The sequence below is a fragment of the Streptomyces sp. NPDC042336 genome (assembly GCF_055581985.1).
This window is the reverse complement of record NZ_JBVJEA010000005.1, coordinates 26,545-39,104: the sequence shown is the minus strand read 5'-3', so window position 1 is coordinate 39,104 and position 12,560 is coordinate 26,545. Positions and strand designations below refer to the sequence as shown.

8 protein-coding genes are annotated in these 12,560 nt (G+C 71.1%); 1 reads left to right on the top strand and 7 read right to left on the bottom strand.

Annotated elements, in window-relative coordinates:
- Positions 1–10 precede the first annotated feature (10 nt).
- Positions 11–1,522 carry an LCP family protein gene (locus tag ACZ6IM_RS13035; protein WP_469556487.1) on the bottom strand — a complete coding sequence of 504 codons (1,512 nt, stop codon included), beginning with the start codon at positions 1,520–1,522 and terminating at the stop codon, positions 11–13.
- Positions 1,523–1,673: 151 nt separating this feature from the next.
- On the opposite strand from ACZ6IM_RS13035, the gene ACZ6IM_RS13030 reads away from it, so the two are divergent.
- Positions 1,674–2,729, top strand: coding sequence for a glycosyltransferase family 2 protein (locus tag ACZ6IM_RS13030; protein WP_052842128.1), 1,056 nt, complete (start codon positions 1,674–1,676; stop codon positions 2,727–2,729).
- A 6-nt stretch (positions 2,730–2,735) separates the two neighbouring features.
- Here the strand turns inward: ACZ6IM_RS13030 and ACZ6IM_RS13025 are convergent, their stop codons facing one another.
- From ACZ6IM_RS13025 to ACZ6IM_RS13000, 6 genes are all read right to left on the bottom strand, one after another.
- A complete protein-coding gene (locus ACZ6IM_RS13025) occupies positions 2,736–4,370 on the bottom strand; it encodes an LCP family protein (protein WP_469556485.1) in 1,635 nt (544 codons plus the stop codon).
- 77 nt (positions 4,371–4,447) lie between these two features.
- Positions 4,448–6,145, bottom strand: coding sequence for an LCP family protein (locus tag ACZ6IM_RS13020; protein ID WP_469556482.1), 1,698 nt, complete (start codon positions 6,143–6,145; stop codon positions 4,448–4,450).
- A 206-nt stretch (positions 6,146–6,351) separates the two neighbouring features.
- On the bottom strand, positions 6,352–8,067 hold the full coding sequence (locus tag ACZ6IM_RS13015) for an LCP family protein (protein WP_469556479.1): 1,716 nt from the start codon (positions 8,065–8,067) through the stop codon (positions 6,352–6,354).
- Between the two features lie 169 nt (positions 8,068–8,236).
- Positions 8,237–9,940, bottom strand: coding sequence for an LCP family protein (locus ACZ6IM_RS13010; RefSeq protein WP_469556476.1), 1,704 nt, complete (start codon positions 9,938–9,940; stop codon positions 8,237–8,239).
- A 268-nt stretch (positions 9,941–10,208) separates the two neighbouring features.
- The gene (locus tag ACZ6IM_RS13005; protein ID WP_052843592.1) at positions 10,209–11,399 is read right to left on the bottom strand and encodes an LCP family protein; all 1,191 of its coding nucleotides are present in this window, start codon (positions 11,397–11,399) and stop codon (positions 10,209–10,211) included.
- Positions 11,400–11,714: 315 nt separating this feature from the next.
- On the bottom strand, positions 11,715–12,479 hold the full coding sequence (locus tag ACZ6IM_RS13000) for a TIGR03089 family protein (RefSeq protein ID WP_469556473.1): 765 nt from the start codon (positions 12,477–12,479) through the stop codon (positions 11,715–11,717).
- Positions 12,480–12,560 lie beyond the last annotated feature (81 nt).

Sequence of the window (12,560 nt, the reverse complement as noted above, 5' to 3'; positions counted from 1 at the left end):
CCGGCGCGCCTCACTCCTTGCCGCAGACCACCTCGTCGCCCCGCACCACCGTGCCCGACTCCTGCGGCGGGTCGGCCGGCCGCACTTTCGCCACGTTTTTGAAGTCGGCGCCCGCGATCACCTTCAGCGTCGCCCCCTGCCCCTTGACCGGCTTCAGCTCGCTGCCGGGCAGCGCGGCGGCCAGCGACTTCGCCGACTGGTCCCAGCGCGGGTCGTAGGCGACGACGGTCCGCTCGACCGCCCGGTCGTCGGCGTTCCTCGGTGCCCTGGTGGTGCGGAAGCCGGTCGCGGCCAGCGCGTCGTCCACCCGCTTGCCGAGCCCGGAGGTCCGGGTGCCGTTCTCCACCTGCACGCGGATCTGCTTCGGGTCCACCGGGACCCGCACCGGCGGCGGCCCCTTCGGCTTCGGTTTCGGCGCGGCCAGCGGCTTGTCCTCGCGCAGGGCGCCGAAGAGCCGCTCGGACTTCGCCGGGTCCCACTTCAGGGTCGAACCGACGCCCTTGACGGCGTAGCCCATCCGTCCGATCGGCACGGTGGTGAACTCGGAGGACGACGGCGAGAAGTTCCGCATCGCCCGTCCGAGCGTCAGCAGCTCGTCGGTGCCGAAGCCCTGGTCGGCCCGGACCGAGCCGAGCACGGCCCGGGTGACGTCACGGAACTTCAGCGGGTTCAGCAGGATCCCCGAGGAGGTCGCCCGGTCGATCAGAGCGGCCAGGAAGCGCTGCTGGCGCTTCATCCGGCTCAGGTCCGAGGCGCCGTCGAGGTGGCGGGCCCGCACGTACTGAAGTGCCTGGCCGCCCCTCAGGGTGTGGGTGCCGGCCGGCAGGTCGAGACCGGTGTAGTTGTCCTTGAGCGGCTTGACCGTGCAGATCTTCACCCCGCCGAGGACGTCCACCGTCTTCATGAAGCTGGTGAAGTCGACCTCCAGATAGTGGTCGATCTTCACGCGGGTCATGTTCTCCACTGTGCGGATCGTCAGCTGCGGGCCGCCCTCGGCATAGGCGGCGTTCAGCTTGAGCGGGTGCCCCTCGTGGTGCTCGCCGGTGGTGCGGTCGGTGTGGCCGGGCGTGACGGCGTACGAGTCGCGCGGCAGGCTGACCACGCTCGCGCGCTCCCGGTCCTCCGAGATGTGCACGATCATGATGGTGTCGGTGCAGTGGCAGGGGGCGCCGCCCAGCCGGTACTTGCGCCGCTCCTCCTCGGTGATCTCGTCCCGGCCGTCGGTGCCGACCATCAGGACGTTCATGCCGTCGCCCGCCCGCGGCCGGTTCTTCATGTCCTTGAACGCGTCGAACCGCGAGATGTCCGAGTCCAGACCGGAGAGCACCGCGTGCCCGATCCCGGCTGAGGCGAGCACCACCACCGACAGCGCGGTCACCGTCCGCACGGCCCAGCGCGGCTTCTTCCGCCGTACGGGGGGCCTGGGCGGACGTCCGGACGGCCGGGGGCCGCCGCGCCGCGGCGGGACTCCGCCCCGGGTGGTCGAGGCCGGGACCCGGGACGAGCGGGGCGGCGTGGGCAAGGGGGCACCTCCGCGGGGACGGGCCCTGGGCGTGGACCGCGAGGCCGGACGTGGGATTCGTGAGCACCGTAGGCCCATACGATCTGCTGCCCGGGGCTGTGCCCCCTGCGGCGCGCACCCGTGTCCCCCGTTCGCGGTAACGTGAGCACCGATGAACGCCAAGTCCGACGTGCGGCTGCCCGCCGTTTCCGTGATCATGCCCGTCCTCAACGAGGAACGGCATCTGCGCGGCGCCGTCCGCGCCATCCTCGCCCAGGAGTACGCCGGCGAGATGGAGGTCGTGATCGCCGTCGGTCCCTCCACGGACCGCACGGAGGAGATCGCCGCCGAGCTCGTCGCCGAGGACCCCCGCGTCCACACCGTGCCGAACCCCACCGGCCGCACGCCCGCCGCGCTGAACGCCGCGATCAAGGCCTCCCGCCATCCGGTCGTCGTCCGCGTCGACGGCCACGGCATGCTCTCGCCGGACTACATCGCCACGGCCGTACGGCTCCTCGAGGAGACCGGCGCGCAGAACGTCGGCGGCATCATGCACGCCGAGGGCGAGAACGCCTGGGAGGACGCCGTCGCCGCCGCGATGACGTCGAAGATCGGCGTGGGCAACGCCGCGTTCCACACGGGCGGCGAGGCCGCGCCCGCCGAGACCGTCTACCTCGGCGTGTTCCGCCGCGAGGCGCTGGAGCGGCAGGGCGGGTACAACGAGGAGTTCATCCGCGCCCAGGACTGGGAGCTGAACTTCCGCATCCGCGAGGCCGGCGGCCTGATCTGGTTCTCGCCCGAGCTGCGGGTGTCCTACCGTCCCCGGCCGAGCGTGCGGGCGCTGGCCAAGCAGTACAAGGACTACGGCCGCTGGCGGCACGTCGTCGCGCGCTACCACTCCGGCTCCATCAACCTGCGCTACCTCGCCCCGCCGACCGCCGTGTGCGCCATCGCGGCCGGTGTCGTGGTGGGCGCCGCGCTGACCCCGTGGGGCTTCGTCGTTCCCGGCGGCTACCTCGCGGCGATCGTGGCCGGCTCGCTGCCCGCGGGCAAGGGGCTCGGGCTGAAGGCACGGGCGCAGATCCCGGTGGCGCTGGCGACCATGCACATGTCCTGGGGCTGGGGCTTCCTGACCAGCCCGAAGTCGCTGGCCAGGAAGGTCATCGCCTCGCGGCGCCCGGCAGTGCGGCCGGACGCGGACGTCACGGACGCCGCCGCCACTCGGTGACGTCCGTCAGGACCAGGTGAACGCCGGACTCACGTGCATGCAGGCGCTGTCGTCCGCGCCGTTGAGCGCCTCGGCCGACGCGGGGGTGCTGTCGTCGCTCTCGGGCACCTCGTACGCCGTGCCCTCGCGCCAGTCGGCGCCCACGACGAGCGTGACGCCGGAGACGTCCGTCGACCGCTTCACCGAACTCGCCGGGATTCCCAGGGACTTGGCGACACGCCGCGCGTCGCCCTCCAGGTCGGCGCTCGGGTAGCGGACCACCGTACGGTCCTCGCTCGGCAGCACCGACGGGTCCGCGACCGCCTTCGTGAAACCGCGCTCCACCAGGAGCCCGGTGACGGTGTTCGCGCGACCGGGGGCCGTGCCCAGTTCGTCCGTGCTGGTGCCGTTGCGGACCTGCACCGCGATCTCGTCGTCGGGTGCGGCCGGGTCGGCCGGGGGCTCCGGCTCCGCCGCGGGCTTCTTCTTCGCGTCCTTGCCGTCGAGCGCGATGTCCTCGCGCACCAGCCGGAACAGCTGCTCCGCGTCCTCGGTCGGCTCGACGCGGGCGCCCACGTACCGGTTGGGCATCGTGGTCATGGTGATGCGCTCGGGCTTCACCGTGCGCAGCTCGTTGCTGAGGTCGTACAGCTTCTTGACGGAGTCCAGGCCCGGGTCGACGGTGAGCGCCGCGGTGGCCTCCTCGGCGAGCCTGCGCAGCCTGTTCGGGCTGCTGAGGGTGGCGTTCTCGCGCAGCACCCGCACCATCGAGTTCAGGTACATGTGCTGGGCCTTGGCCCGCGCGAGGTCGCTGCCGTCCTCGAAGCCGTACCGGGTGCGCAGCCACTGCAGGGCCTGCTTGCCCTTGACCGGGTGGGTGCCCTTGGCGAGTTTCAGCCCGGAGCCGTGGCCCGTGCTGTCGCGCGAGTGGATGTTGGCGTCCACGCAGACCGGGACGCCGCCGACGGCGTCCGCCATCGAGACCACGCCCGCGAAGTCGACCATGACGAAGTGGTCGATGTGGATGCCGGTCAGCTCCTGCCAGGTGGCCACCGTGCAGCCCGGACCGCCGTGACCGAGGCTCTGGTTGGTCATCACCCGGCCCTCGCTCGCCGGGTACACCTCGCCGTCGTCCGGGTCGGTGCACTTGGGTATCTCCAGCAGTGTGTCGCGCGGCATGCTGACCACCGACATGTTGCTGCGGTCGGCGGACAGGTGCACCAGCATCTGCACGTCGGCCAGCGGCGTGGAGCCGAACGTCTCGCGGGCTCCGCCCAGTTGCTGGTTCTCCTCGCTGTCCCGGGCGTCCGAGCCGATGACGAGGATGTTCAGCGGGGTCTGCCCGGCCGCGTTCGGCGTCGGCGCGGCCACCTTGCTGTCGCCCAGGTTCAGGACGTCCTGCTTGATGTTGTCGTTGAGGTGCTCGTAGTAGAGGTAACCCGCCCCGGCCGTGCCGGCCAGGACCACGGCGAGCACGACCGCCGTCCAGCGCAGGACGCGGCGGCGCCGGCGCGGGCGGGGGCCGCCCTCGGGCACGCCTTCGGTGTTGCCCCCGGTGTCCTCGACACCGTTGTCGCCGTCCCCCCGGACGGCCTCCGCACGCTCGGGGGCGGCTGCCGCGCCCTCGTCCGTGTCCTCCCCCTGCACACTGCTCCGCGTCACTTCCGCGTCCCTCCCCGCCCCCGGGCCACCGCGTGGGCCCGCCGCCGTCCTGTGAGACGTACGACAGGCCCCTCAGGTCAACTGGCGCACTGCTTCTGGTCGGCCGTGGACTTGTCCAGGTCCGGTGTGTCGATGGACTTGGCGTCGAGCTTGACTCCGGCGCCCTTGAAGTCCTTGCCGAGGGTGAGGGTCATGGTGGGCAGGCCCTGGGAGTTGGTGACGCTCTCGCCGGGCTTCATGGCGGCGCCGGACAGGCCGAGGATCTCGGCGAGTGCGCGGGCCTGGTCGGCCTGGTCGGGGGCGTACTCCAGGGTGGTCTTCGCGAGGTCGGCGGGGGCGTTGCCCGCGTTCTCCGACTTGGTGACGCCCGCCTCGTTCTGGAGGTAGGTCAGCTCCCGCCCCGCGCTGCCGGACGAGGCGCCGCCGTTCATGACGCGGACGCGGATCTCGCCGGGCTCGGACTTCTCGCCCTCCAGCCGGGCGGCGACCGCGGCCTTCTCCTTCTTCTCCTTCTGCTTGACCTCGGTGAAGGAGATGTCGTTCTTGATCATGTCGAAGACCTGGGGGCCCTTCGCCTCGTTCACGACCACCGTCGCCTTGACCTTCTCGGCCGGGTTGTCGATCACCGGCACCGTGGTGAACGTGATGTTCTTCGGCGGCACCTTCTTCAGCTCCAGGGCCATGTCCTTGAGCGTGCCCACCTTGCCGATGGCGCTGTCCACGGTGAGGGCCTTGGTCGCGGCCTCGGCCAGCTTCACCAGCTTGGTGGGGCTGGTGAGGGTGTCGCTGGAGGACATCTTGCGCATGAGCGAGCCCAGGAACTGCTGCTGCACCTTGATGCGGTCCAGGTCGCCCTCGTTGCCGAAGGCGTGCCGGGTGCGGACGAAGGCGAGGGCCTGCTCGCCCTCGACCTTGGACTCGCCCGCGGGCAGCTTGAGATGGGACTTCGGGTCGTCCACGGCGTGCTCCACGCACACGTCGACCCCGTCGACCGCGGTGGTCAGCGTCTTGACCGCGTTGAAGTCGGCCATCATGAAGTGGTCGGGCTTGATGCCGGTCGTCTCCGCCACCGTGCGCATCGTGCAGCCCGCGTCCCGGCCGAGGTCGCCGAGGCTCTGGTTGAAGCGGACGCCGGAGGTGCCGGGGATGACCTTCTTCGTCCCGTCCTCCTGCGTGGTCTCGCAGTCGGGGATGTCGACGATCAGGTCGCGGGGGATGCTGAGGGCGGTCGCGTTGGAGCGGTCCTTGGCGACGTGCAGCAGGATGTTGGTGTCGGCGTGCCCGACGCTGCCCTTGTCGCCGTAGCCCTCGTTGCCCTCACCGGTGCGCTTGTCGGTGCCGATGATGAGGATGTTGAAGGCCTCGTCCTTCTTGAAGCTGCTGCTTCCGGCGGTGCCGACGTCCGTCGTCGAGACGTTGCCCTCGAGGTGCTTGAGGTAGACGTAGCCGCCCACACCGGCCACGAGGACGACGAAGGCCATGCTGCCGCCGGTCCACAGCAGGGCCCTCTTGCCCCGGGACTTCTTCTTCTCCGGCCGGCGTCCGCGCCGCCCGGGCACCGGTGCCTCGGGCTCCGGGCGGCGCCGCCGCTGGGGCGGCACCTCACGGCCCGGGGTACTGGTCCGGCGCCCCGCCGCGCGAGGCCCGGGGACGGGCGGCGACTGCGGTGCGGAGGGGGACAGTCGCAGTTCGTATTCACCGGTCCGCGGATTCAGCACCCACTGGTCTGCGGGATCGACGTCGTCTGCTTCCCGCCCACGTCCTTGCGCGTCCACGGTCTCCCAATCCTCCGTCGGGGGCCACGCGGCACCTTCCCCTGAAGGCGCACGGTAAAGAGTCAACAAGTGCACGACGCCAGGGAGGACCTCGCGGCAGGGGGCACTGGAGCGCTCACACTATCCGCCCGGTTCGGCGTCGAACGAAACCGGTGTCACAATCGTCACCCCTACAACAGGGCATTCCCTCCTATTTTCATGAACTCCTACCATCGATACGGCTTGTAGACGTCCATGCACTTGCCGGCGTCCGAGCCGTTGAGGGCGTCGCTCGTCTCCGGAAGGTCTCCGGCCTCGGGCGTCTTCTGCTTCGGATAGGACGTGCCTTCGCGCCAGTCAGCTCCCACGACGAGAGTGATCCCGGACACGTCCGCGGACTTGCGCACCGCGTTCGCCGGAATCCCCATCGCGTCGGCGACCCGCCGTGCGTCGCCCGCCAGCTCCTCGCTCGGGTAACGCACCACGGTCCGCTCCTCGGAGAGCGCCGCCGAGGTGTCCTTGGCCGCCTTGGCGAAGCCCTTGTCCACCAGCGCCCCGGCGATGTCACCGGCCCGGCCGGTGACCGGGCCGAGGGTGGCCGAGCCGGTGGCGTTCTGGACCAGGACGCCGATCTCGGCGTCGGCGGCGGGCTCGTCGGAGGGCTGCTCGGCGTCGCCCTGCCCGGTGGCGTCGTCTCCGGCGGTGCCCTTGCCGTCGCCCTTGCCCGTGTCCTTCTTCTTCGTGCCCTTGTCGTCGAAGGACACATCGTCGCGGAGCATGGCCCACATCTTGTCGGCGTCGGTGGCTGGCAGCAGGTGGTTCTTGTCCTCGGGGTCCTCGACGGTGGGGATCGTCGTCATGGTGATGCGGTCCGTGGGCACCGTCTTGAGCTGCGTGCCCAGGTCGTACAGCTTCTTGACGGTGCCGATCTCCTCGGAGACCGTGAGCGACTTCGTGGCGGCCTCGGCCAGGCTCATCAGCCGGCCGGCGTCCGTGAAGACGTTCTGGCTCTTCAGCGTGCGGATCATCGAGTTCATGTACATGTGCTGGGCCCGGGCCCGCAGCGGGTCGCTGCCCCAGGCATGCCGGGTGCGCAGCCACTGCAGTGCCTGCTCGCCCTGCACCTTGTGCGGGCCCGCCGTCATCTTCAGGCCCGAGCCGCCGGGCACGCCGGGCAGCGGACGGTCCCAGACGTTCTGGTTCACGCAGACCTCGACCCCGCCGACGGCGTCCGCCATCGAGACCACGCCCGCGAAGTCGATCGTCATCCAGTGGTCGATGTAGACCCCGGTGAGGTTCTCCCAGGTGGCCAGGGTGCAGCCGGCGCCGCCGCGGGCCAGCGACGTGTTGATGATGGCGTTGGTCGCCGGGAACTTCTCCTTGGTGTCGGGGTCCTCGCAGGCGGGGATGTCGACGCGGGTGTCCCGGGGGATGCTCACCACCGCGGCGCTCTTGCGGTCGGCGGCCAGGTGGATCAGCATCTGCACATCGGCCAGCGGCGGGTTGTCGCGGTGGTTCTTGCCGCCGCCCAGCGCCACGTTGGCGTCCGAGGCGCGGCTGTCGGAGCCGAGCAGCAGGATGTTCAGGGGCGTCTGCCCGGCCGCGTTCGGCTCGCTCTTGTGCGCCTTGGAGTCGCCGCTGCTGCGCTCGCCCTTGTCGATGTTGCCGTTCAGGTGCTGGTAATAGAGGTATCCGGCGCCGGCCGTGCCGAGTATCAGCACCGCGAGGGTCGTCGCGGACCACCTCAGCGCCCGGTGCCGGCGCCCGCCGGCCCGCCGCCGTCCGGAGCGTCTGCCGTTGCCGCCGCCGTGACCGCCCGAGCCGCCTCGCCCGCCCGTGCCCGAGCCGCCCTCCTCCCGGCCGCCGTGCCCGGCTCGCCTGCCGCGCGCGTGCCGGACCGTGTCGGGTCGCGTTCCCTCCCCGCGCACACTGCTCTGCGTCATGTCCCTCTCCCACCCTCGGACCCGCGAACGTGCTCCCGTACGCGACCTGCTCGCACAGTTGGACGTATGACGCCCCGTGTTGGCTGTACGGCGCCCGGTGGATTGTTCGCGGTTGGACCGGTCGACCGATGGACTGTCGACCTGTCAGACGGTCGTAGGGCCCTTCAGGTCACTTCGCGCACTCGACCTTGTCCGCCGTGGACTTCTGGAGGTCCTCCGGTGCCTTCGCGGAGGTGGCGTCGAGCTTGACTCCGGCGCCCTTGAAGTCCTTGCCGAGGGTGAGGGTCATGGTGGGCAGGCCCTGGGAGTTGGTGACGCTCTCGCCGGGCTTCATGGCGGCGCCGGACAGGCCGAGGATCTCGGCGAGTGCGCGGGCCTGGTCGGCCTGGTCGGGGGCGTACTCCAGGGTGGTCTTCGCGAGGTCGGCGGGGGCGTTGCCCGCGTTCTCCGACTTGGTGACGCCCGCCTCGTTCTGGAGGTAGGTCAGCTCCCGCCCCGCGCTGCCGGACGAGGCGCCGCCGTTCATGACGCGGACGCGGATCTCGCCGGGCTCGGACTTCTCGCCCTCCAGCCGGGCGGCGACCGCGGCGTCCTCCTTTTTCTTCCTCTCCTTCTCCTTCTCCTTGACCTCGGTGAAGGAGACGTCGTTCTTGACCATGTCGAAGACCTGCTGGGCGGGCCCGTCCTTGAGGACGACGGTCACCGGTGTCTTCTCGGCCGGGTTGTCCTTCACCGGCACGGTGGCGAAGGTCAGGTTCTTGGTGTCGAGCTTGCCCAGCTCCAGACCGAGGTCCTTCAGCTTGCCGATGCTCTTCAGCTTGGCGTCGACGGTCAGCGCCTCGGTGCCCGCCTCGGCCAGCTTCACCATCTTCGTCGGGCTGGTGAGCGTGTCGTTGGACTTCAGCTTGCGCATCAGCGAGCCGAGGAACTGCTGCTGGATCTCGATGCGGCTCAGGTCGCCGCCGAAGCCGACGGAGTGCCGGGTGCGGACGAAGGCCAGGGCCTCCTCGCCCTCGACGGTGTGCTTGCCCGCCGGCAGGTTCAGGTGCGAGTCGGAGTCGTTGATGTCCTTCGCCAGACAGACCTCGACGCCGCCGACCGCCGAGGTCAGCGTCTTGACCGCGTTGAAGTCCGCGACCATGAAGTTGTCGGGCTTCACCCCGGTCAGCTCGGTGACGGTCCGCATGGTGCAGCTGGGCGTACGGCCGCTCTGGCCGAGGCTGGTGTTGAAGCGGACGCCGGAGGAGCCGGGGATGACCTTCGTGCTCCCGTCCTCCTGTGTGGTCGGGCAGTCGGGGACGTCGACGATCAGGTCGCGGGGGATGCTGAGCGCGGTCGCGTTGGAGCGGTCCTTGGCGACGTGCAGCAGGATCGTGGTGTCGGCGTGCCCTGCGCTGCCCTTGTCGCCGTAGCCGTCGTTGCCGGAGCCGGTGCGCTTGTCGGTGCCGATCAGCAGGATGTTGATCGCCTGGTCCTTCTGGAACCCACCGGTGCTCGCGCCGTCGTCGGGCAGCGACTCGATGTTGTCGTTGAGGTGCTGCAGGTAGAGGTACCCGGCGGCGCCGGCGGCGAGGACGACGAAGGCCATCGTGCCGCCGGTCCACAGCAGGATCTTCTTGCCCCTCGACTTCTTCTTCGCCGGCCGCCGGCGGTCGCGCCGTCCCGGCGGCGGCTCCTCGGGCGTCGCGCGGCGTCTGCGGGGCACGGGCACTTCGGGGGCCGGTGCCGGTGAGGCCCGGCGGGGGGCCGGGACAGGCGACTGCGGTGCGGAAGGGGGCAGTCGCAGTTCGTAGTCGCCGGTGTCCGGATTGAGTACCCACTGGTCTGCGGGGTCGATGTCCTCCGCCCCCCGCCCACGGCCTTGCGCGTCCACGGTTGTCCGAATCCTCCGTCGGGGCCACGCGGCGCCCTCCCCTCCGGGCGCCCGGTCTCGCTCACGTCAGTTCAGTGCGTGGCCAGGGCAGAGAACTCCGCGGCCGGGCACACCGGATCGCTCACACTAACCGGCCCGTTCGCTGTACGGCGACGGCAGTGACGCATTCCACGAACCTTACAACTGGGCAATCCGGCGCATTTCTCGGACAATTGTCCGCGCGTACGTGCCGGCCTTGCGTACGGGTGGCCCCTTCTTGGAATGCGCTTTACTCGCAGATGTCCTCGTCGGCGGTGTTCCCGCTGAACGTCGGTGCGGGGGAATCGGTGTCACGGGGTTCGCCGGAATTCGCCGTACCGCCCGTCGAGTCCTTCCGGGATGCCGTGACCGTCACCGGCTCGTCCGTCCGCAGGCGGGTGAACAGCTTCTCGGCGGCGGGCTGCACGAGCTGGTCCCGATTGGCGTCGCCCGCGTACGACTCCCGGGGGACGGTCAGGAATTGCACGCGCTCGGTGGGAATCCCGCGCAGCCCGCGCACAAGGTCGTACAGACCGCGCAGGTTCGCCAGGTCCGGGTCCGTGGTGAGCGACGACGTGGCGGCGTCCAGAACGGGATACAGCTTCACCGGATTCAGCAGTACGTCATTGCTCTGCACCTTGTTCACGAGCGCACCCAGAAAGCGCTGCTGCCGGTCCATCCGGTCGGTGTCGCTGCCGTCGCCGAGCGACTTGCGGGCCCGGACGTAGCCGAGCGCCTGCTCCCCGTCGAGCGTCACCCGGCCCGCGGGCAGTTTCAGCTGGGCGTCCTTGTCGTCGACCGGTTTCCGCAGGCACACCTCGACGCCGTCGAGCGCGTCGACCATCTCCTTGAAGCCCTCGAAGTCGACGACCACGTGATGGTCGACGCGGATGCCGGTCAGCTTCTCCACCGTACGGATCGAGCACGCCGAACCCCCCGTCGCGAAGGCGTAGTTGAACTGCTGGAGCGCCGGTTCGGTGAGGGACCCGTCCGGGCGGTGGCAGCCGGGGACGTTCACCATCAGGTCGCGGGGGAGGGAGACGGCGGTGACGCTGTCCCGGCCCGCCGCCAGGTGCAGCAGAATGGTGGTGTCCGACCGCTCGGTCCCGGAGTCCCGCCCGTAGCGCGCGTTGCCGTCCCCGGCGCGTGAGTCGGACCCGATCAGCAGCACGTTCTGCGCGCCGCGCACCAGCGAGGTGGGCCGCTCCTTCTCGTACCGGGCGAGTTCGGCCGCGGCCGCCTCGTCCGCCGTGATGTTGCCGCTCAGCTTGGCGTACACCGCCCACCCGACGCCCACCGCGGTCCCGGCCAGCACGAAGACCACGACCCCGGCGATCCCCAGCCGCCGCCTGCGCCGCCGCCGCTTCAGCCCGTCCCCGCTCGCGGACGCCCCGTGGTCCGGGCCCCCGTGGGAGGCCGCAGTGTCCGCCTCATCGCCCACGCCTGCCTCCGTCCACACCCGCACGCTGCTACGACCATGCCCCGGGCAGCCCCGAAAGACAGAACGCAGATGGGCCGAACGGGCGGCACCACCCAAGCCGCGGGTGCGCGGGGCCTCCAACGGGCCGCGGGCACGACTGCCTGCATGCTGCGGGCAGTCGTGCCGCTGGGGCGGCACGGGTGGGCGCAGGCGGCGCCCCGTCAGCGCCGGGCCGCGCACCCACCCCGCGCGGACACCGACGCCGGGCACCGGTCAGCTCCGGTTCGCCGACGCCGGCGTCACCTCGGCCCCGCCCCGCCAACACCCCGCGGCCCCTCACCGCGCCGTCGCCGAAACCCGCTCCGCCTCGATCCGCTGATCCACCACACCCGCCCCCGCCAGCTCCAGATGCCGGCACAGCACCACCGACCCCCCGCTCGCCAGCGGCCCGTACAACCCCGCGCTCAGTCCCTCCCACGTGTCGTACGGCAACCCCGACAGAATCCGCGCCCCCGGCCCCGTGAGCCCCAGCCCCGACGCCTCCGCCCGGGCCCGCTCCACGACCTCCGCCCCGCTGAACTCCCGCCCGGCCACGATCAGCGCCGGCGCCTCCGGGTCCACCGGCACGTACGGCACGAAGCGGTCCCCCTGCCCCGGCACCTCCACCGCGTAATCGGCGAAGCCCTCCGGCGGCGCCGGCGCGAACCGACCCCCCAGCGGACGCAACGCCAGCGCGATCCGCGGCCCCGAACACGCCCGCGCCGCCTCCAGCGACTCCGGCTCGGGCCCGCTCACGACCACGTCCGCCGCCCCCGGATCACCCGCGACGTCGGCGACGACACCCACCGACGCGCACGCCAGCAGCCACACCGCCGTCTGCCAGTGCGCGGGCAGCAGCAGTGCCACCCGGTCGCCGGGTTCGACGGACAGTTCGTCCTGGAGCAGGTTCGCGGTCTTGGCCACCCAATTGGCGAAGGTGGCGACGGACAGTTCGACGCGTTCGCCCGTGGCGTCGTCGTAGAAGGTCACCAGGGGGCGTCCCGGGTCCGCGGCGAGCGCGGAACTCAGCAGGTCGGCAGGGGTGCGGTCGGTCGCGTTCACGCGCGCAAGCGTACGCGGGCAGGCCCACGCGCACCGAGCGGACGCCGTACCGCACCGCCACCGGATCGGACCAACACACCC